The organism is Niveibacterium sp. (assembly GCF_041909475.1).
Taxonomy (GTDB): Bacteria; Pseudomonadota; Gammaproteobacteria; order Burkholderiales; family Rhodocyclaceae; genus Niveibacterium.
In genome coordinates this window covers 31249-49711 of the sequence record NZ_JAYRDJ010000009.1, presented here as the reverse complement: position 1 = coordinate 49711, position 18463 = coordinate 31249, and the positions used below count along the sequence as shown (strand labels likewise).

Below are 18463 nucleotides of genomic sequence, written 5' to 3'. Positions count from 1 at the left end.
GCGATGACCCATCCCGAGAAAGTGATCCTCATCACCGGCGCTGCGCGCCGTGTTGGCGCCTGCATTGCCCGCACGCTGCATGCCGCGGGTTGCAGCGTGGCGATCCATTGCCGGGGTTCGCGCACCGAGGCCGATGCGCTGGCGGCCTCGCTCGAAGCAGCGCGGCCGGGTACGACGGCGGTGCTGCAGGCCGATTTGCTGAATCTCGATGCGCTGCCCGGTCTTGTCGCCGGCGTGACGGCCCCCTTCGGGCGGCTCGATGGCTTGGTCAACAACGCCTCAAGCTTTTTCCCCACACCAGTCGGCACGCTGACCGCTGCCCAGTGGGACGACCTTTCGGGGTCCAACCTGCGTGCGCCCTTGTTCCTGTCGCAGGCCGCGGCGCCCGCTTTGCGCGAAGCCAGCGGTGCGATCGTCAACATTGTCGATATCCATGCCGAGCGCCCGCTTGCGGGCTACCCCGCCTATTCTGCGGCGAAGGCGGGTCTGTTAGGACTCACACGTGCGCTGGCGATCGAGCTTGCGCCGCGGGTGCGGGTCAACGGCGTCTCGCCCGGCGCGATCGAGTGGCCGGAAGACGGCCAGTTCCCGCCTGATGAACGCGAGGCGATTGTCCGGCACACGCTGCTGCAGCGCGTCGGCTCGCCGCAGGATATTGCCGGCGCGGTACGTTTCCTGATGCTCGACGCTCCCTACGTCACCGGCCAGATTCTTGCTGTGGATGGCGGCCGCTCTGCGCGACTCTGAATGCTGTTCTTCGTCCGATTGCTCGGGCGAATGCGGGGCGTCGAAGGCGGTTTTGAGGGACAAACGGGACGATTTCCCATGCCATGCGGATGAACGCGCGCGAGAGTACTCGCAGCGCCACTCATGCGTGCTGCGTTGGGTCCAATTAAATCCTTTTCGATCAGTGATTTGCGGCGACTTTGCCGAGAGGTGTATCGACGCCGTGCGTGCGGCGCGAAGGGCGCTCCGAAAGCCCTCGGGTGCCGGCTATAATCACGCGTTATCCTGACCCCCCGCCAAGACGCCCGTGGACACCATCTCCGCCTTGCCCGAGCAAGGTGAAACTACCGTTTCGAATACTTTCCTGCGCCTGAAGAAGCATCTCGAGCGTCAGGTTGGCCGCGCCATCGGCGACTTCAACATGATCGAAGACGGCGATGTGGTGATGGTCTGCTGCTCCGGCGGCAAGGATTCCTACTCGCTGCTGTCGCTGCTGCTGTCGCTGCGCGAGCGCGCGCCGATCGACTTCCGCATCATCGCGATGAACCTTGACCAGAAGCAGCCTGGCTTCCCGGCCGAGGTGCTGCCAGCCTACTTCGAGAAGCTGGGCGTCGAGTACCGCATCGTCACCGAAGACACCTACTCGATCGTCAAGGACAAGATTCCCGAGGGCAAGACCACCTGCTCGCTGTGTTCCCGACTGCGCCGCGGCATCATCTACCGCGTTGCGCGCGAGCTGGGTGCAACCAAGATCGCGCTCGGCCACCACCGCGACGACATGCTCGAAACGCTGTTCCTGAACATGTTCTTCGGGGGCCGTATCAAGTCGATGCCCCCCAAGCTCACCAGCGACGACGGCCAGCACGTCGTGATCCGCCCGCTTGCCTACTGCAGCGAGCGCGACGTTGCGCGCTTCGCGCGCGCGATGGATTTCCCGATCATTCCTTGCAACCTGTGTGGCTCGCAGGAGAACCTGCAGCGCAAGCACGTCAAGGCTATGCTGCAAGAGTGGGAACAACGCCATCCGGGGCGGATCCAGTCGCTCACGACGGCGCTTGCAAATGTGGTGCCTTCACACCTTCAGGATCAGCGTCTCTTTGATTTCAAAGGTTTGCAGAAGGGTCAGCCGCTTGCAGAGGGTGACGTTGCCTTTGACGCCCCCGATCTGCCGCAACCGGAAGCTGCCGTGGGTATTGCCAGCATCGTGCGCGTCGACCGTGACGCCGTGGGTGGCGCACAAGAGGCTTCAGGCTCTATGCTCGTGAGCCGTAAATGTTGATTCCGAATGCATCCGTTTTCCGCGGGACGTGACCAGATGTCGAACCGGACCGATTTCAATTGCGTGCTGTTTGCCGAAATCCTTGGCAATCAGAAGCTTGCCGACAAGCTCGGGCAGGCGGAGGCGCAGCGCGCGCTCGACCGGGGCCGCAACCGCATCATGCGCTCGGTGGACGCCCACCATGGCAAGGCGCTGCTCGATCGTGCGCACCGCCTGATCGCGGTCTTCAAGAAGGCTGACGATGCGGTGCAGGCCGCGGCCGACATGCAGGAGAAAGTGCGTCGCCTGCCGCCGGTCTCCGGTATCAACCTCGGCCTCAAGATCGGCCTGCATTGCGGCGAGTTGCGTGCGGGTGACGAGCCGGCGGGGTCGGCGGTTGAACTGGCCGGCCGTCTGGCCGATGCCGCTCAGCCGGGCCAGGTGTTGCTGACCGGCGAACTTGCGCTGCACCTCACCGAAGGCGTGCGCCCGCTCGCGTCAGCCGTACTCGATCGCGGCTTCCGCCATGAGGGCGTCGAGGTGCCGCTATTCGAACTCTTCATGCAGGACGGCCCCGAATCCGCGATGACGGCGACCGGCCCGCACAGCGAGCCAGGCCTCTCGCGCACGCGGCTGGTGCTGCGCCACCGCGGCGTTGCGCACATCGTCACCGAGGCGCGCCCGATCCTGTTGATGGGCCGCGAAGAGGGCAACGACATCGTCGTACTCGACCGCCGCGCGTCGCGCCACCATGCCCGCATCGAATGGCGCAATGGCCGCTTCTTCCTGATCGACCAGAGCTCGAACGGCACTTTCGTGGCGCCCGACGACGAAGCCGAGATCATGCTCAAGCGCGAGGAATGTGCGCTGCCGGCAACCGGCAAGGTTGGCTGCGGTTTTTCCTGCGAAGAGGATAGCCAGGGCGAACTGGTGGCCTTTGAAGTGCGCGAAGGCTGAGGCGTCCGTCGCTGAAATGAAAAGGGCCGCGATCGCGGCCCTTTTGCTTTGGTGTCGCCTTCTCAGGCGCTGCGGATCGCGCGGCTGTGCGAGCGCACGGTTTCCACCAGCGCGGTCACGTTGTCCGGGTTGGTGAACTGCGAGATACCATGGCCGAGGTTGAACACATGGCCCGGGTGATTGCCGAAGGCATCCAGCACACGGCGCGCTTCGGCTGACACGGATTCCGGCGAGCCGAACAGCGCCGACGGATCCAGGTTGCCCTGCAGCGCCACCTTGTCGCCGACGCGGGCACGCGCCTGCGCGATGTCGGTGGTCCAGTCCAGCCCGACTGCGTCGCAGCCGATCGCGGCAATGTCTTCCAACCACTGTCCGCCGCCCTTGGTGAACACGATCACCGGCACGCGCTCGCCGTCGTGCTCGCGCTTGAGGCCCGCGATCACGCGCTGCATGTAGGCCAGCGAGAATTCGCGGTAGGCATGCGGCGTCAGCGTACCGCCCCAGGTGTCGAAGATCTGCACGGCTTGCGCACCGGCTTCGATCTGCGCATTGAGGTATCGCGTCACCGCGTCGGCGGTGATGCCGAGGATGTGGTGCAGCAGATCCGGGCGCGCGTAAAGCATGCCCTTCAGGTGACGGTAGTCACTCGAGCCGCTGCCTTCGACCATGTAGCAAGCCAGCGTGAAGGGGCTGCCCGAAAAGCCGATCAGCGGCACCGAGTTGTCGAGCGCGCGGCGGATTTCGGCGACCGCGTCGATCACGTAACGCAGCTTGTCGTGCGGGTCCGGTACCGTCAGATCGCGGATTGCCCATTCCTCGCGCAAGGGGCGCTCGAAGCGCGGCCCTTCGCCTTCCGCGAAGTAGAGGCCGAGGCCCATCGCGTCCGGCACCGTGAGGATGTCCGAAAACAGGATCGCGGCGTCGAGCGGGAAGCGCGTCAGCGGTTGCAGCGTGACCTCGCAGGCGAGCTGCGGGCTCTTGCACAGCGCGAGGAAGTTGCCGGCGCGGCGGCGCGTCTCGCAGTATTCCGGCAGATAGCGCCCGGCCTGGCGCATCAGCCAGGTCGGCGTGTAGTCCGTGGGCTCGCGCAGCAAAGCACGCAGAAAAGTATCGTTGCGAGGACGGGACATGGCGCGACCTAGGATGGAAAGACCGTGATTTTAGCGCGACCGGTCACGATCGGCGGCGAATCCGGCGCTTGCAGCGGCGTACCGGATCAGCGACAGTTGAAACTCAACGGCGACGGATCGGCCCCGGCGAGCACCCGTCCGCCGGTGATCAGTTCGCAAATCCGCGGTGCCGGTTCGATCCGACGTGTCAGCATCAGCCGGCTGCCGTCGTAGCGACAGCCGATCCAGATGCCGCGCGCGGCCGCCGTGTCGAAGCGCCACAACTGCCGTTGCCCGCCGTGGCTGCTCTCGGGCTTGAGTTCGGCGCCCTCGGACGGCGGCCCGTCGAACACGGAAATCCCGATCAGCCGCTGCACCTGGCGCATCGGCACGACCGACCAGCCCTCCGGCGCGGCGGCCAGGCTTTGCTGGCTTTCAAGCGTGGCGGGGCAAGTGGGTGCTGCGGAAGCGGCCAGTGCGTGCAGGGCCAGCGCCGCGACAAGCGCGCGCGCCTTCACAGCCGCCTCAACAGCAAGGTCGCCAGCAGCGACAGCAACACCGTCATGCCCAGCGCGATACGGATCTCACGGCCGCCGAGCCGCAGGCGCAGGTCGCCCGGCAAGCCGCGCTGAAAACGCGCCCGCAACCAGCCGTCGAACACGCCGGATACCACCGCCAGCAACACGATCACCAGCAACCATTTGATCATGGCTTACTCCGTCGTCCGGGCGATACCGCGCCGTACGGAAGAGTGGGATGATGTGCACATGCAACATCGGAGACGGGAATGATCACGCTGTACACCTGGGCAACGCCAAACGGCCGCAAGGTCTCGATCATGCTGGAAGAGTGCGGGCTGCGCTACTCGGTGAAGTCGATCGACATCAGCCGCGGCGATCAATTCGACCCGGCGTTCCTCGCCCTGAACCCGAACAACAAGATTCCGGTGCTGGTCGATGACGAGGGGCCAGATGGCGCGCCGATCACGCTGTTCGAATCCGGTGCGATCCTCGTCTATCTTGCCGCCAAGACTGGAAAACTCCTGCCCATCGACGACCGTGGCCGCTTCGAAGCCCTGCAGTGGCTGATGTTCCAGATGGGCGGACTGGGACCGATGCTGGGTCAGGCCCACCACTTCCTGCGTTTCGCGCCGGAGGCGGTGCCGTATGCGATGAAGCGCTATTCCGACGAAGCGCGGCGCCTCTACAGCGTGTTGGAGGGCCGATTGGCGCAGCATGAATGGCTTGCGGCCGACACCTACACGATCGCCGACATCGCGGCCTTTCCGTGGATCGATCGCCACGACCATCAGCAGATCGATCTCGCCGACTATCCCAAGGTGCAGGCCTGGCATGCGCGCATTGCGCAGCGCCCCGCGGTGCAACGTGGCATGAAGGTGCCGGCATGAACGCGCGCGCACCGACCTCACTCGAAATACTGAGCGCCTTGCCGGCCACGTGCGCCGACAGCGACAAGCCGCCGCTGCTCTTCGTGCATGGCGCCCACGCAGGCGCGTGGTGCTGGCAGGAACACTTCCTGCCGTACTTCGCCGAACGTGGTTGGGCGGCGCATGCCGTATCGCTGTCCGGCCACGGCGGCAGTCCGGGGCGCGAGTATCTCGATGCGCTGTCGATCGACGACTATGTGCGCGACCTGCGCGAGGCGATCGCGAACCTGCCGGCGTCGCCGGTGTTGATCGGCCATTCGATGGGTGGTTTCGTCGTCCAGAAACTGCTCGAAACGCAGCCGGCGCCCGCGGCAGCGCTGATGTGCGCGGTGCCGCCGGGCGGCATGTGGTCATCCGCGCTGGGGTTGGCGATCCGGCGTCCTGGTCTGCTCTTTGATCTGAACCGGCTTGCGGGTGGCGGCAACATCGGCCCGCGCGCATTGGTCGAAGCCATGTTCCATCAGCCTTTGCCGGCGGAGCTGCTGGAGCGCTATTTCCTGCAGATGCACGGGGAGTCGCAACGCGCGATCTGGGACATGCTGGGCTTTGCGCTGCCGCATCCGAATCGCCGGAACTGCGCGCATGTGATGGTGATGGGGGCGGCGGACGATGCGCTGATCCCGGTTGCCGGCGTGCGCCAGACCGCCCGTCTTTGGGGCGTCGAGCCCCTGATCGTGCCGGGTATCGGGCACGGCATGATGCTGGAGGCGGGCTGGCGTGCAGCCGCCGACCCACTTGCTGCCTGGCTCGATAACTTATCTATCTGATCACCAATACAGCGCCTGCGAAAGGCGCTGTATTCCCGTCTGTCGCTTTCTCGCAACACTGCCCGTTTGGCCCGCAGATCCGGTCACTATTGGCTTGCAGGCGCATCGACTGTGGAACTTCGTGAAATAAATCGCGTCGATGCAACATCAGGCCTCAACTTTTTCGGGGTTTGAACGTTCACTGCAAACAAGGGCTCCGTAAAAGAGCCCGGCACAAGGGGTGTGTCCGCTGGCCTAGCCAGACGGACATGGGTTGGGGGCAACCCAGACAGAGGGCGAGACGGTGATGATCATGGATATGGCAACAGGCAGGCTGCTCGACGAATTCGGGCAATTCGCGGAAGAAGTCCTCAACGCAAGCGGCTTGCCGCAGGCACTGGTGGAACAGCTCGGTCTGCAGCCGGTGCATGCCGCACAGCGGGTGCGAGACCTGCCGCCGGGCGATCCGGACGATTTCCTGCGCCAGATTTACCGCAGCCAGGAATGAGCCTGCTTGTGGCTTCAGGCGGTGCCCGCCAAGGGTGAGCACCGCGGCCTCAGGCGAAGGCAGTGCCTTGTTGGTGCGCGTTGAGGCGGCGCTTGCGCCGCTGCACGCGGCCGTTGTGCCGTATCGCCTGTGCCTCGGTGATCTGCAGCTTCAGATTGAACGCAGCGCACCGGCCGACTGCAAGACGACGCTCGCATGGTCGGTGCAGGATGCCAGCCGTGCCGGCGTGCGGGTGCTTGCGTTCATCGCCGAAGCTGACGCGCCGCGCCCGTCTGCGCGGGTGACTCTTGTCTACACCCTGGCGGATGCGGCGAGCGGTAAACCGGTGTTGCTCGACGCTGCCACCTCTGCGCGGCTCGCAACACTACGCGGCTGATTCTGCTTACCAGCGCGACGCGTGATCTTCGGTCACGCCCAGCACGGCGTTGACTTCCATGCGTGCCGAGCCCGGCACACCGATGTGCCCCGAGAAACAACCTATCGCCTGCACGAAGCGGCTCGCGACGATGCCGAAGTTCTTGTTGCCCCGATGCAGGCCTTCCGGCGCGAAACGCAGCTGAGTGTTGCCGCAGTGCGAACGGATCTGCCACGGCGTGAGCGGATCCGCCGCGTTGTAGTCGAATTGCACTGGCCCCAGTTTGTAAGGCAAACCTTCGAGCCACACGATGTTCTCTGCATCCGCCATGTAGCCGGCCTGCAGGTTGAATCCGCAGCCATCCGCGTGGGCGGAGGCCCAGTTCCAGCGTGTGTCGTGCGCGAGCAGCCCGTCCGAATGATCGATGCTCGCGTGGCAGGCGCGCAGGTCCAGCGTCGTGCCGGCGGCGCGTAGTCGCCCGCTCGCCTGTATCGCGCCGGTCTTGTGCGTGCAGTGCGCGAGCAGATTTGCGGGCGCGACGACGCAGGCGGGCGCCGGCATCGCGCCGAGATCCAGTTCGGCATCGAGTTCGAGGTGGCGGCTACGGACGGCAACCTGCATCTTGCCGCCCGCCGACTGCATGTCGATGCGCAGGCCGGGCAGGTGCGCAGCGGCGTCTGACAGCGGGTGTGCGACACGCGATGCGCGCGGCAGGCCATCGCGTGAGATCGACACCAGCTGCCGCGGCCCGCGCAGGAAGGCGTAGGCGAAACCGTGTGCGGCCCAGCCCAGATCGACGACCGCAATGCCGACGAAGACGTCCGGGTGCGCGAAAGCGACGTACTGCCAGCGCTTGTGCCGCAGCCGCAAATCCAGCCAGCCAGGGCGGCGCGGTAGCCGTAGCGGGCGCCAGTCCACGCCGGCCATGCACCCGGCCCAGGCGCCGAAGTGCGGCGCACCGTCCGGCGTCAGCAGCGTTGGGGGCGGGCCGTTCAGCGGCTGCGCCGGCTCAGAGTGCATGCAGTCGGTCGGCTCGCATGAAGCCGCGCAGCGGGCCGGCGATCCGGCGCCCGATCGCCAGCACCTTGAAGAGTTCGCCCATCTCGTGCGGCGCGATCAGCCGCTGGGCGGCCCGCGCAGCGCGGATGTAGTCGGCGTTTTCGGTCGGGCCGCGCGCGGCAACGCGATCGAGCAGGCCGCAGTTGAGCAGGAAAGCGCCCTGGTCGATGTAGCCCAGCACATCAAGGCCCGCGTCGTAGGCGGCGTCGGCGGTCGCGGTGAAATCGACGAAGCTGGTGATGTCGGTCAGCCCTGGCCACAGGAAAGGATCGGGATGCGCGCGGTGGCGGTAGTAGCAGATCAGCGTGCCGGTGCTGCGCGAGGGCAGGTAGTACTCGCGCTGCGGGTAACCATAGTCGACCAGCAGCATCACGCCGCGTGTCAGTCTGCGCGCCCACTCGGCGACCCAGGCGCGAGAGGCGAGGCAGACTTCGCTGACGTATTCGCCGACCGATGGCATCGGCGCTGGCAGGGCGGCGGCTGCGCGCGCGAGTTCGCCGGTCGCGGGGCGATCGGCCCAGCGCAAGCCATCGTGCCAAGCCACGCCGCGCTGAAACACGGCGCCGTCGCGCCAGACAGCGAGTTCTACCGGCATCACGTCGAGCACTTCGTTGGCGATCACGACGCCATCGAAGTTTTCAGGAAGTGTGTCGATCCATTCGACCCGATCCGCTAGCGTCGGCACCTTCTGCTGCAGCGTTTCCTGCTGGCGGGCACGCAGCTCGCCCGACACTTCGAGTATCCGGTAACGCTCGGGCAGTTGGCCCAATTCTGCCAGCGCGGCGAGCAGATCGGCCGCGAGCAGGCCGGTGCCGGCGCCGACTTCCAGCACCTGCGCGGCGGTCTGCTGAAGGATGTCTGCGATCTGCGTGGCGAGCGCCTGGCCGAATAGTGGCGTGAGCTCCGGCGCGGTGATGAAGTCGCCGCCGGGGCCGAACTTGCGCGCGCCGCCGCTGTAGTAGCCGAGTCCGGGGCTGTAGAGCGCCAGCGCCATGTAGTCGGAAAAAGGAATCCAGCCACCGGCTTCGTCGATGGCGGTGTGGATGCGTTCAAGGAGCGCAGCGCTGGCGGCGAGCGCGTCGGGCGAAGGCGGTGGGAGCTGGTCGGGGCGTTCTGCGGTCATCGGCGGATTCTACCGCCGGCTCCGCCCGCGGCGATTTACTGCGTGCCGCTCTCCGGCGAGCCCTGCCATGCGTAGTCCATCTGCCTTGCGGTGCGCACTGCGAGCGAGCGGTCAGCGAGCCGTGCGACAAGATAGAGGCTCATGTCCAGCCCGGCCGAGATGCCGGCCGAGGTGATGATCGGCCCGTCGTCGACGAAGCGTGAGTCGGTGACGACATGTGCATTCGGGTAGCGGCTGCGCAGCGCAGCGACGTCTTCCCAGTGGGTGGTGCAGCGCCGGCGATCAAGCAGACCGGCCTCGCCGAGCAGGAAAGCGCCGGTGCATACCGACGCGATGCGGCCGTTGCGCGCGGCCTGTGCCGCGATCCAGCTGATGACTTCGGGCCGCTCCAGTTCCGCATCGACCACGCCGCCCGGCACCAGCAGCAGATCCAGCGGCGGATGGTCGTCGATACGATGTGGCAGGCTGACGCGCAGGCCGCCGCGCGCCCGGATGGTGGGCTCGCGGCCGATCAATGCGGTGGTGAATGGCGGTGGTGCGCCCGGATGCAGGCGCGCGAAGACGCGGCTGGCTGTGGAGAAGACCTCAAGCGGACCGGCGAAGTCGAGAATTTCGACCTCGTCGAACAGGTAGAGCCCGATGCACAGCGTCATCACACACTCTCCAGCCACAGTGGGGGGATGCGGCGGCGACGATTGTGGCATGTTCTGCTGCACTGCGTCAGCTTACATTTCGCAAGCCATTCCGGTTGGACCATCGCCCCTTCGACATGCGATGATTCGGCAATGATTCAAGATAGTCCAATGGCATATTTGGGCGATCGTCGCCCAATATCCATGCGGGTCTCGAAGGGGGCACGCGTTGCGCGCCTGGGCGGGAACGAGGCGGCCGATCGGCACGCGCGGGGGCGCTGGCCTCGTGCTTCGGCGAATGGATTTTCGCTACGCCGCAGCAAGCAGGTTGGCGTGCCACGCGCGCACGTCAGCCCGGCACCGGAGGGTACGCAAGGATGAATGCACCCAACGAATCGCTTGCCTTGCCGCGCGTGCCCGCAGCCTTGGCCAATCCGGGCTGCGCCTGGCGGGTCCTGGTTTTCCTTGGCAACGACCTCGCGCTGGCGAGGCAGGATTTGCGCGCGTTTGCGCGTTTGCGTAGCGAATTCGCCAAGGTGGGCGCCGACGTGGTGGCGGTGACGCCGTTTGGTGAAATGGGGCAGCGCCTGATGACGCGGGGCTTGCGGGCCGATCAGCGATTGCCGATGGTGGAAGACCTCTTTGGTCTTTGGTCACGCCATGCAGGGCTGGTGGCCGGCGAACGCGCCGTCCTCCTTTCCCCCGAGGGCATCGTGGCGGCGCGGCTCGATACCGCCGCCGGGGCCGCCGCAGTGCGCGACGCCCTGGCGGTTTGCGTCCCTTAGCGGATCGCTTCGACGCCGGTCACGTAGTAGCCGGTGTCGCCGAAGCAGGTCGAGGGAATGCCGACGTGCTCGTTGTAATGCAGCGTCACCTGCTTGCCAAGCACTTGGTTGATCTGCCCAGCGACCTTGTCGTCGGGCACCGTGAAGTGGAACTTCTCAGGCAGCGCGCCGGGGATCGCCAGCATCTGCAGCTCGCCCTCCCAGGTTTTGCAGATCCAGCCTTTGCGTGAGAGTTTGAGCACGTAGCCGGCGCGTTCGCCGCTCGAATAGGCGAAGTTGAGTACCGCTACGGTGTAGAGCACTGCGCCGCCGACGAGGACGAGCATCAGGATCAGTGCCCATTTGCGCACGCTGCGCACCGTTTTGTCTTGGTTCGACGGAATGGAGGTGTCCATGACTCTTCAGGCAGGTAGACGTAGGGGCCAAGGATAGCAGGCCGACCTTAGGCTGGCATCGGCAGGCTGCGTCGAAGTTGTATCGCTTCGGCGACGTGGCTCGCGCCGACGCGCTCGCAACCGGCCAGATCGGCGATCGTGCGTGCCACGCGTAGCAGCCGGTGGGTGCCGCGGGCCGAGAGCCCGAGATGAGCGATTGCGCTGGCGAGCAGGCGGGCGCCCGCGTCATCGGGGCTGCAGTGGTGTTCCACGCCGGGTGCGTCAAGGGCCGAGTTCGGCCGCCCCTGGCGTGCGCGCTGCACTGAATCGGCGCTGACGACGCGCTGCCGTACCACGGCGCTGGTTTCTCCCGGCGTGCCGGCGCGCAGCTCGGTCGCCGGCACCGCAGCGACTTCCAGCACCATGTCGATGCGATCCAGCAGCGGGCCAGAGAGTCGGCCGCGATAGCGTGCAACCTGATCCGGCGTGCAGCGACAGCGGCCGTTGTCGCTGCCGTGATGGCCACAGGGGCAGGGATTCATCGCCGCGACCAGCTGGAAGCGGGCCGGGAAATCCGCTCGCCGCGCCGCCCGCGAAACGGTGATATGGCCGGTTTCGAGCGGCTCGCGCAGGCTCTCCAGTACGCGCCGGTCGAATTCTGGCAGTTCATCGAGGAACAGCACGCCGTGGTGTGCGAGCGAAATCTCGCCCGGGCGCGGACTCGCACCGCCGCCAACCAGCGCGGCGGCCGACGCCGAGTGATGCGGTGCGCGCACAGGCCGCACCGCCCAGCGCGCCGGATCGAAGCCGCCATCGATGGACTGCACCGCCGCAGCCTCCAGCGCTTCGGTCTCGCTCATCGGTGGCAGGATGCCCGGCAGGCGCTGTGCCAGCATCGACTTGCCACTGCCAGGCGGGCCATACATCAGCAGCGAATGTCGCCCCGCGGCCGCGATTTCGAGCGCGCGCTTGGCACTCTGCTGACCGCGCACATCAGCGAGATCCGGATAACTGGGCGCGGCCACGGCATGCGTGCCGGCGGCGACCGGGTCCAGCAGATGCTGTCCGTTCAGGTGCGCCACCACTTCGAGCAGGCTGCGGGCTGCGAAGACGGCGGCGTCGGCAACCAGTGCGGCCTCGCCGGCGTTATCCGCCGGCAGCACCAAGCGTCGGCCGGCGCGGCTGGCTGCCAGAGCCATCGCGAGCGCGCCACGCACCGGGCGCAGGCGGCCATCGAGCGAGAGTTCGCCGGCGAACTCGATGCCGTCGAGTGCGCCGCTACGGATCTGGCCCGATGCAGCGAGGATGCCGAGTGCGATCGGCAGATCGAAACGCCCACCTTCCTTCGTCTCGTACAACAAATTAAATGCGAAATGGCGAAAGACTAGACGCGAAACCCTTGCGGAGTATGCGTTTTGTAACGCGTCGAGTGTGGAGATCGAGAAGCAAAAGCGCACCTCCGTGCTTGCGCAGTGAGTTCATCGGCCGCGAATGACTATTGAAGCAGAAGGTTGCGTGGGGCCCACGTTGGAAGAAGGTCCGCCGACTATGCCGCGGTCCGCTGCAGGCGCTGGCGACGGTCAACCGTGCTGCCGACCATCGCCGACCTCCGCTGCTGGTCCTGACCATCGCCAGACAACCCCGAGCGGTCCTTCGCTGCCACGAGCTCTGTTGTTCCCATGGCGGCAAGATCGGATTTCGGTCGGCCAGAAAATTCTGCTCGTGATGCGGGACCGCTAGCGGGTTTGAAGATCCGATAAGCGGTCGTTCCGCGATTGGCCTTCAGTTACGATCACTAGAGGGCCGGTCTTGTGAGCACACGGACGGGCGGCTTCGCCGCAACCGTTGCTTAGACGTGCGTCCCCCAAAGAACCGCAACGAAATTACGATCTGATCTACTCGACGATCAGCGAGGGCGTAGCTCTGAACAACTCAACGTTAATACGGTGCTCGCCCCTGCAGTGCTCAGGATGGAGGTCGCAAAAGAAGTTGTGATAACTGGCCACCCACGCGTATTTTGACCAGATCGCGGGGGTTCGGCGATATTCGCTTAGCTTTTGCTCCACAGATGTCTTGTGTTGTAGAAGCAATTCATACAACGGCCCATATTCATCGCCCAGCCACATCACTGTTTCTAGGTAGTTCAAAAACCATTGCCCGTCAGAGTCCTTGAGAATGTGTCGAATATGAGGCGCAGTTCCTGGACTGTAGTAACTCAGGTGCCGATGAGTCACCTCGACGGCTGATTTGGGTCAAGACAACGCGGGGGTCTCGGGCAAGAGTGGATTCCCCATCATAGGCTTCCAGGAGCGCACCGCCGAAGACGGCAATTTCATCAACGTAGGCAGGTCCGACAGACAGTCCGCCACGAATGAAGTAGCCGTCAATTGCCATTTGCAATTGAAACTCAGCCAGCCGCGAAAAGGCGTCGCCGAATTCTGATTCGGCATCGCTCTTGACGGGCCAGCCGACAACTATGTTGTCTGTAAAGGCCTTCAAGGAGAAACGATCTTTGGGTGGCGTATCGCTCAGCGATATGGCCTCGGTTGGTTTCAGGAGCTCTCTTGCCCTTTCGAGCGCGCCGTGAAGTTTTTCTAGGACCTCCTGCTCGTTGCCCACCTTACTGGAAGCAACCATTAGATCCTTGTAACCGAGGATGTCCATCAGCGCGAGTACAGAGCGCTGCAGAGTCGGAGGCTTGCCGACGGTGTGATATGGGTTTGACGACATCAAAGGGCCGTTGAATACCCCCGGACGCGGAGTCCGGGGGGAAGCGTTTACTACTTACGGTTCTTGTCGGATTGACTGACGGCAGAGCCGGCGAGAGACCGTGTCGTGCTGTTGTAGTGATTGCTTTCCAGAACGCGGCCCGCCTTGTGCTCGACTTCGGGTCCGGTGACGCGGCCCGTCGCTCGTTGCGACAGCACCGATCCCGCGATCTGACGTTGAACAGCTGACGACTGAGGGTCACGAAGGACCTGAGCCGCTTTGGCCGCCTCAGGGGCGGAAGTGCGCTTGCTATTGCTCATGTTTAACTCCAAAAACACTGAAAAGGTGGTTGCCTCCAATGGGAGCCTCACGCACAATGCGCCCCGCTTCAGGGTTTGCGCGAGCAAGCTCGAAGTCGGCCGGGCGGCAACCCGGCCGACTTCGCCTCCATGCGGTGACAAAACCACAATATATCGCCACCAATAAATCAATAGATACTAGATCTAGTAGGTGGTGACAACTCGCATTTTACAGTGCGGGTGTGGCCGGAACAACAGCCAACATGACGCAGGAGTGGCGGGGCGTACCTGTCGTCCGCTGGTGCAGCTGTAAACGTCTTCTTTCGAGCTGCAATTCCGCGACGTGAGGACGGCGCGCCACCTTCTGGGCAGTGCATGTCTTTGTGGATCACCGGGCACGGGGATCGGCCGGTGAAGCGTGTGACCGGCACGCAAAATTACGCTTGCTTGGAACCGCTTTGGTCACCGACGCAAGGGAACAGTAGATCCGCACCACCTGAACAGAGGTGTCACGCGGTTTGGCTCCCGCTTGGCGTCCGCCACAACGCTGCTCCATTCGGGTGCTTCCCGCCGCCTTCAGTCCGATTTCGGAACCGAGGTTAGCGGAGAAGATCCCTAACGACCGTTGGGGTTGAGGCTTGCCCAAACGTTGTGAGAAATACCTCAAACCACGATGCCACTTTGCACAAGGTATATGCAATCAGTGGCAGGATGATGCCTTTGGCATATTGCGTGAGCTTGAATATGGGGCAGCCTTCTGGATCGTCGGAAGCCGAGGAGCTTCTCTCTCTGAAGCGAGCGCTCGCGGAGCTGCAAGCGACCGCGAGCAACTTTGCCGCCATGTGCATCAAGGATGCCCGGGTACGCACGCAGTACGCCCAAGACATTCAGTCTGTGTCGCGCGAGTTCACAGAGGCCGTGACGACGGGTCGTATGTCCGCGAGGTCGGCCGCTGAACAAGTCAATGCGCTTCGTAACCAGATCATGGATCTCAGTCGTTTGCGCAGCAGTCCGGTCGGCCGTGCCTATGCGACAAGTCTCAAGCAGCAGGGACGAACGCTGGCGGAGCTGACGGAGAAATACGCGGTTCGCCTTTTCCAAAAGCCATTTTCGGCACTGACTGAAGCACAGCAGGCAAGCGTCTATGCCGAGATGGTTGCTGCGGGCGGGCGCGCGGATCCCGCCGTGATGGCGCTCTCGCGCACGTTGGGAAAGGTTGGGCGACGAATTTTCCTTGTTTCGTTGGCCGTGGCTGCCTACGAAATCTACGAGGCCGAGGATAAACCCCGGGAGGTTGCACGCCAGGGTGTTCTTGCCGGAGCAGGCGTCGCCGGTGGCGTTGCGGGTGGTGCAGCGGCCGTTGGTATGGGCGTTTGCGCCGCAACGGCGCCCGTCTGCGTCGGCGTCGCGGCACTCATCGGTGGCGTATTGTTCGCGTTTGGTGCCGACCTCACTTTCGGCACCCTCTATCCCCAGGCTGGGAGGTGAGCGATGCCGGTGGACGCTGCTGACGCCAGTGATCTACGTGCGGCGGTTTGGATCAATCTGGCCGAGCTCTTTGTTGCCCGTGAATTGCAGGACTACGACTACCAAGCGATAGCGCGCGCGCTCAAAGCGTCGGATCTTTCCCAGGAAGAGATACGGCGAGTCCTGGTAGACGAAGTCGCGCCGACGTTCCTGCGCAATCTCAGTTCGCTCAATCCGATGCCCGCGTTCGACGGATGGTCAGCTGACGTCGTGTGCACGAAGGTGTTGGCGGAGCAGCGCGCTGCAAGTGGCATCTTCAAAAGGGTTCTTCGCTTCGTCAGGCGCGACCCGCTCAGCAATCCAATCCTTCGGGCACGCTGGCAGAGACTGCAGCCACTTCTCGCTTAACCGTCTCGTCGCCGTTGCTCGTCGTTGGAGGCAACGCACGTCCACAAACCGACGCCGTTGGGTGAGCCACCCTATGTGCAAACGTCCCATGTAGTGGCAGAAGCAGGCGCTGGGCCGGGCATCAGCATCCGGCCAGAAGCGGTCACTACCCACGACGAGCCAATCGGTCAGTAACGGTGATTGCCAACAGTGACAAGCTCTCACGACTGCCGGTACGCCACGGCGAGTGAGGTTGAAGACAAATGTCGCCCGGCACCTCCGTCGAGAGGGCGCGCCCATCAGCTGCGCTTTTGGGGTTACCTTCCGTGTGTCGCTAACTTCGCTAGCAAGTAGCCGGCAACCGTGCCAACAGACTCAATCGCTGCTTTGGCTTCAGCATCGGTGAGCGTCGGCAACCACGGGCGGCCGTGGCCAGATCCCTGCTTGTTCCTAACGCGGTTTACACCAAGCGCGGTGGCGAACAGGCCTCGCTCCATCGCGCGGATAGGCGACTCGCCGTGAACTTCAGGCATCTCCGGCACTGCGAGGTCCAGCGCAATGAAGGCCATACCCAATAGGCCCTGGAAGTTGGCACCAACGGGATAGCTGCCTCGTATGGTCATGAGCACATGGGCAGCAGTGGCCTCAAGTAGGTCCTTCCCCGTTCCAGCTACAAGGGCCGCATCCTCCGCGCCTCGCTGTGCGCGCCGTGCGTAGCCCAACAGCGCGTCGGTCAACTCAGGACCACGAAGAGCTGTGAGCACTTTCGGGGAGAGAGCTCCGTCGTCTGCGAGGACAAAGCCAACGCCGTCGCAGGCCGACTTGGCGTTTGCAATCGCGTCGGAGCCAACGAAGTTTGGTGCACCAACACGGAAGCCGCCACACGCACGAATCTTCCCCAGGAGCCCCATGACAAACCTTGAGCCGCCAACGGGATTGGCGGTCATCGCTTCGTACAGCACCGCTCTGACTCGCTTGGCCTTGCCGATCTGTTGCCCCTGCTGCTTCGGATCGAACGCGGCAAGCCCCGCGGCATTTACCTGAAACTCGATATCAGAATGGGTGGGCTCGCGATAGCTTCCGCTGTTCCCAGAGTCGTCGACCAACTGGGCAAACGCATGGACGACAGTGTCAGTGATGGGAAGACTGGACATAGTTCGCGATGGTGTGCGCCGGCCAGCGCGACACACAGCTGCATCGTTTATGGCCGAGCGAAGTTACAGGACTCTTCCGATTGTCTTGACTTGCGGCCGCACCACATGTCCTGCCTCTGAATGCGTGCCGCCGGGTCCCCTCTTCCTGCACCATTACCCAGGAGCACGGCGAGCACAGAGAGTACACGGAGCACATTGGAGCACAGTGAGCACCACAGATTCGACGCCAGCACCCATATAAATGGGGATGCTCTTCAAAATCTGTGCGGATTCGCACAACTCATACGAATGTATATCGTGCAAATGTAGAGATTTCGCTTAACTAAATATTGATACTGGATGGATTGAATCGCCAGTATCGCGCGTCTCGAATCCTTGCTGGAGAGGTCGCGGACCTCGATACTCTCCAGCAACGCAATAACCTCCGAGAAACGACGATGGCAACAGGAAAGCAGGCGAGGGCAAAGCGGCTCAGCATGTCGGAGCGGGCGGAGCAGCAACTGGAGTTGCACTTCCCGAACTACGAGAAGCGGTGGCTGTGGAAGCGCAAGGTGAACGATGGCTACACGACCGTGCCGCGCACACTGCCGCTCGTGATGCAGGCTATTGACGCAGCTTCCAAGGGCCACCCCGCGGGCCACACGCTCTTCTGCCTTTGGGCCAGGTCGCCCGATCATCCGCTGCTGGTCATCGAGAACCCCTCCACGTTTGCCGCTGATGCCGGCTTCAGCGGTGAGCGCATCGTGGACACTTGGCGCCGTCGCATGAAGCGCCTTCAGGAACTGCACTTCATCGACGTCAAGAAGGGTGATGCCGGAGACTTCAACTACGTGCTGCTGCTCAACCCAAATGTTGCTATGGAGCACATGCACCAGCAAGGCCTCGTACAGACGAACCTTTACAGCCGGTTCCTGATCCGAGCGACCGACGTGGGCGCCTACAGCGAGATTGACGACATCCAAGCGTACTGGGACCTGCTTCGCGAGAAAGCCGAGGACACCAAGAAGGACGCGGCGAAAAAGAGGCCGGCTAAGCAGACGACGCCTCAGAGCAAGGCGGTCATCATGCCGGCCCAACCGCCAATTCCGGTCCGGCCCGCCACCCAGGAGGTCCCATGAGTACGCGCCGTTCCAGCGTAGGCGGCGACAGCCCCTACGTTGCGTTCAAGGACGACCGAGAACGGAAGTGGGCGTTAGTGTCCCGTGATGTCCGGCTCGTGCTCGTCGCCCTCATCTTCGCTATCGGAGGGGGGTCGCGCTGAAGTGGCCCGCCGTGTGGTACATATTCACCGCGGGATGACAGGCGATCGATCAATTTGCCACGAGCTGCCGCAGTCAGCTTGAGCCGAAATCGCAGAACGCGACCTTG

22 protein-coding genes are annotated in these 18463 nt (G+C 64.0%); 11 read left to right on the top strand and 11 right to left on the bottom strand.

Annotation, left to right across the window (positions count from 1 at the left end; all coding sequences use genetic code 11):
* The first annotated feature begins 3 nt into the window (after positions 1-3).
* The 3 genes from ACE3P0_RS08405 (at position 4) to ACE3P0_RS08395 (ending at position 2941) form a co-directional block, all read left to right on the top strand.
* Positions 4-747, top strand: coding sequence for a pteridine reductase (locus ACE3P0_RS08405; protein ID WP_374401776.1), 744 nt, complete (start codon positions 4-6; stop codon positions 745-747).
* Between the two features lie 286 nt (positions 748-1033).
* Positions 1034-2005: a tRNA 2-thiocytidine(32) synthetase TtcA gene (gene ttcA, locus ACE3P0_RS08400; RefSeq protein ID WP_374401774.1), complete on the top strand. Its 972-nt coding sequence runs from the start codon at positions 1034-1036 to the stop codon at positions 2003-2005.
* A gap of 36 nt (positions 2006-2041) precedes the next feature.
* Positions 2042-2941 carry an FHA domain-containing protein gene (locus tag ACE3P0_RS08395; RefSeq protein ID WP_374401772.1) on the top strand — a complete coding sequence of 300 codons (900 nt, stop codon included), beginning with the start codon at positions 2042-2044 and terminating at the stop codon, positions 2939-2941.
* Positions 2942-3003: 62 nt separating this feature from the next.
* On the opposite strand, the gene hemE is transcribed toward ACE3P0_RS08395, so the two are convergent.
* From hemE to ACE3P0_RS08380, 3 genes are all read right to left on the bottom strand, one after another.
* The gene (gene hemE / locus ACE3P0_RS08390; protein ID WP_374401770.1) at positions 3004-4071 is read right to left on the bottom strand and encodes a uroporphyrinogen decarboxylase; all 1068 of its coding nucleotides are present in this window, start codon (positions 4069-4071) and stop codon (positions 3004-3006) included.
* A gap of 86 nt (positions 4072-4157) precedes the next feature.
* The gene (locus ACE3P0_RS08385) at positions 4158-4568 is read right to left on the bottom strand and encodes an STY0301 family protein (protein WP_374401768.1); all 411 of its coding nucleotides are present in this window, start codon (positions 4566-4568) and stop codon (positions 4158-4160) included.
* On the bottom strand, positions 4565-4759 hold the full coding sequence (locus ACE3P0_RS08380) for a DUF2905 family protein (RefSeq protein ID WP_374401766.1): 195 nt from the start codon (positions 4757-4759) through the stop codon (positions 4565-4567). Before ACE3P0_RS08380 ends, ACE3P0_RS08385 begins: the two co-directional genes overlap by 4 nt.
* A gap of 78 nt (positions 4760-4837) precedes the next feature.
* On the opposite strand from ACE3P0_RS08380, the gene ACE3P0_RS08375 reads away from it, so the two are divergent.
* The 4 genes from ACE3P0_RS08375 to ACE3P0_RS08360 all read left to right on the top strand — a co-directional run bounded on the left by ACE3P0_RS08375 (position 4838) and on the right by ACE3P0_RS08360 (position 7127).
* On the top strand, positions 4838-5458 hold the full coding sequence (locus tag ACE3P0_RS08375) for a glutathione S-transferase family protein (RefSeq protein WP_374401764.1): 621 nt from the start codon (positions 4838-4840) through the stop codon (positions 5456-5458).
* Positions 5455-6264, top strand: coding sequence for an alpha/beta hydrolase (locus tag ACE3P0_RS08370; protein ID WP_374401762.1), 810 nt, complete (start codon positions 5455-5457; stop codon positions 6262-6264). The genes ACE3P0_RS08375 and ACE3P0_RS08370 overlap by 4 nt, the downstream gene beginning before the upstream one ends.
* 292 nt (positions 6265-6556) lie before the next feature.
* Entirely contained in the window at positions 6557-6751 is a 195-nt protein-coding gene (locus ACE3P0_RS08365) for a hypothetical protein (protein WP_374401760.1), read from the top strand.
* Positions 6752-6785: 34 nt separating this feature from the next.
* The gene (locus ACE3P0_RS08360; protein ID WP_374401758.1) at positions 6786-7127 is read left to right on the top strand and encodes a hypothetical protein; all 342 of its coding nucleotides are present in this window, start codon (positions 6786-6788) and stop codon (positions 7125-7127) included.
* A 6-nt stretch (positions 7128-7133) separates the two neighbouring features.
* On the opposite strand, the gene ACE3P0_RS08355 is transcribed toward ACE3P0_RS08360, so the two are convergent.
* From ACE3P0_RS08355 to ACE3P0_RS08345, 3 genes are read right to left on the bottom strand one after another with little or no spacing between them, the layout of a single operon-like run.
* Positions 7134-8126 (bottom strand): DUF2804 domain-containing protein, encoded by a 993-nt coding sequence (locus ACE3P0_RS08355; RefSeq protein ID WP_374401757.1) that lies wholly within the window; start codon positions 8124-8126, stop codon positions 7134-7136.
* On the bottom strand, positions 8116-9288 hold the full coding sequence (locus ACE3P0_RS08350; RefSeq protein ID WP_374401755.1) for a class I SAM-dependent methyltransferase: 1173 nt from the start codon (positions 9286-9288) through the stop codon (positions 8116-8118). Before ACE3P0_RS08350 ends, ACE3P0_RS08355 begins: the two co-directional genes overlap by 11 nt.
* A 35-nt stretch (positions 9289-9323) precedes the next feature.
* Complete coding sequence (locus tag ACE3P0_RS08345; protein WP_374401753.1) at positions 9324-9941, bottom strand: DJ-1/PfpI family protein; 618 nt, start codon at positions 9939-9941, stop codon at positions 9324-9326.
* A 356-nt stretch (positions 9942-10297) separates the two neighbouring features.
* Between ACE3P0_RS08345 and ACE3P0_RS08340 the strand changes: the two genes are divergently transcribed.
* A complete protein-coding gene (locus tag ACE3P0_RS08340) occupies positions 10298-10705 on the top strand; it encodes a hypothetical protein (RefSeq protein ID WP_374401751.1) in 408 nt (135 codons plus the stop codon).
* On the opposite strand, the gene ACE3P0_RS08335 is transcribed toward ACE3P0_RS08340, so the two are convergent.
* From ACE3P0_RS08335 to ACE3P0_RS08320, 4 genes are all read right to left on the bottom strand, one after another.
* A complete protein-coding gene (locus tag ACE3P0_RS08335; RefSeq protein WP_374401749.1) occupies positions 10702-11100 on the bottom strand; it encodes a hypothetical protein in 399 nt (132 codons plus the stop codon). The two genes, ACE3P0_RS08340 and ACE3P0_RS08335, sit on opposite strands and share 4 nt — an antisense overlap.
* 47 nt (positions 11101-11147) lie before the next feature.
* Entirely contained in the window at positions 11148-12437 is a 1290-nt protein-coding gene (locus ACE3P0_RS08330; RefSeq protein WP_374401747.1) for a YifB family Mg chelatase-like AAA ATPase, read from the bottom strand.
* A gap of 802 nt (positions 12438-13239) precedes the next feature.
* A complete protein-coding gene (locus tag ACE3P0_RS08325; protein ID WP_374401745.1) occupies positions 13240-13743 on the bottom strand; it encodes a hypothetical protein in 504 nt (167 codons plus the stop codon).
* Between the two features lie 116 nt (positions 13744-13859).
* Complete coding sequence (locus ACE3P0_RS08320) at positions 13860-14108, bottom strand: hypothetical protein (RefSeq protein WP_374401743.1); 249 nt, start codon at positions 14106-14108, stop codon at positions 13860-13862.
* A 711-nt stretch (positions 14109-14819) separates the two neighbouring features.
* On the opposite strand from ACE3P0_RS08320, the gene ACE3P0_RS08315 reads away from it, so the two are divergent.
* Both ACE3P0_RS08315 and ACE3P0_RS08310 read left to right on the top strand, forming a co-directional pair.
* Positions 14820-15575: a hypothetical protein gene (locus ACE3P0_RS08315; RefSeq protein WP_374401741.1), complete on the top strand. Its 756-nt coding sequence runs from the start codon at positions 14820-14822 to the stop codon at positions 15573-15575.
* Between the two features lie 3 nt (positions 15576-15578).
* The gene (locus ACE3P0_RS08310; RefSeq protein ID WP_374401739.1) at positions 15579-15962 is read left to right on the top strand and encodes a hypothetical protein; all 384 of its coding nucleotides are present in this window, start codon (positions 15579-15581) and stop codon (positions 15960-15962) included.
* A gap of 296 nt (positions 15963-16258) precedes the next feature.
* On the opposite strand, the gene ACE3P0_RS08305 is transcribed toward ACE3P0_RS08310, so the two are convergent.
* On the bottom strand, positions 16259-17095 hold the full coding sequence (locus ACE3P0_RS08305; protein WP_374401738.1) for an abortive infection family protein: 837 nt from the start codon (positions 17093-17095) through the stop codon (positions 16259-16261).
* Positions 17096-17532: 437 nt separating this feature from the next.
* Between ACE3P0_RS08305 and ACE3P0_RS08300 the strand changes: the two genes are divergently transcribed.
* Complete coding sequence (locus ACE3P0_RS08300) at positions 17533-18213, top strand: hypothetical protein (RefSeq protein ID WP_374401736.1); 681 nt, start codon at positions 17533-17535, stop codon at positions 18211-18213.
* The last annotated feature ends 250 nt before the right edge of the window (positions 18214-18463 follow it).

Excerpts from the sequence above, each read along its gene's own strand:
- ACE3P0_RS08405 (WP_374401776.1), top strand. The coding sequence starts at position 4 with ATGACCCATCCCGAGAAAGTGATCCTCATCACCGGCGCTGCGCGCCGT.
- ACE3P0_RS08395 (WP_374401772.1), top strand. The coding sequence starts at position 2,042 with ATGTCGAACCGGACCGATTTCAATTGCGTGCTGTTTGCCGAAATCCTT.
- hemE (WP_374401770.1), bottom strand. The coding sequence starts at position 4,071 with ATGTCCCGTCCTCGCAACGATACTTTTCTGCGTGCTTTGCTGCGCGAG.
- ACE3P0_RS08380 (WP_374401766.1), bottom strand. The coding sequence starts at position 4,759 with ATGATCAAATGGTTGCTGGTGATCGTGTTGCTGGCGGTGGTATCCGGC.
- ACE3P0_RS08375 (WP_374401764.1), top strand. The coding sequence starts at position 4,838 with ATGATCACGCTGTACACCTGGGCAACGCCAAACGGCCGCAAGGTCTCG.
- ACE3P0_RS08370 (WP_374401762.1), top strand. The coding sequence starts at position 5,455 with ATGAACGCGCGCGCACCGACCTCACTCGAAATACTGAGCGCCTTGCCG.
- ACE3P0_RS08365 (WP_374401760.1), top strand. The coding sequence starts at position 6,557 with ATGGATATGGCAACAGGCAGGCTGCTCGACGAATTCGGGCAATTCGCG.
- ACE3P0_RS08355 (WP_374401757.1), bottom strand. The coding sequence starts at position 8,126 with ATGCACTCTGAGCCGGCGCAGCCGCTGAACGGCCCGCCCCCAACGCTG.
- ACE3P0_RS08350 (WP_374401755.1), bottom strand. The coding sequence starts at position 9,288 with ATGACCGCAGAACGCCCCGACCAGCTCCCACCGCCTTCGCCCGACGCG.
- ACE3P0_RS08345 (WP_374401753.1), bottom strand. The coding sequence starts at position 9,941 with ATGACGCTGTGCATCGGGCTCTACCTGTTCGACGAGGTCGAAATTCTC.
- ACE3P0_RS08340 (WP_374401751.1), top strand. The coding sequence starts at position 10,298 with ATGAATGCACCCAACGAATCGCTTGCCTTGCCGCGCGTGCCCGCAGCC.
- ACE3P0_RS08335 (WP_374401749.1), bottom strand. The coding sequence starts at position 11,100 with ATGGACACCTCCATTCCGTCGAACCAAGACAAAACGGTGCGCAGCGTG.
- ACE3P0_RS08325 (WP_374401745.1), bottom strand. The coding sequence starts at position 13,743 with ATGGACATCCTCGGTTACAAGGATCTAATGGTTGCTTCCAGTAAGGTG.
- ACE3P0_RS08320 (WP_374401743.1), bottom strand. The coding sequence starts at position 14,108 with ATGAGCAATAGCAAGCGCACTTCCGCCCCTGAGGCGGCCAAAGCGGCT.
- ACE3P0_RS08310 (WP_374401739.1), top strand. The coding sequence starts at position 15,579 with ATGCCGGTGGACGCTGCTGACGCCAGTGATCTACGTGCGGCGGTTTGG.
- ACE3P0_RS08305 (WP_374401738.1), bottom strand. The coding sequence starts at position 17,095 with ATGTCCAGTCTTCCCATCACTGACACTGTCGTCCATGCGTTTGCCCAG.
- ACE3P0_RS08300 (WP_374401736.1), top strand. The coding sequence starts at position 17,533 with ATGGCAACAGGAAAGCAGGCGAGGGCAAAGCGGCTCAGCATGTCGGAG.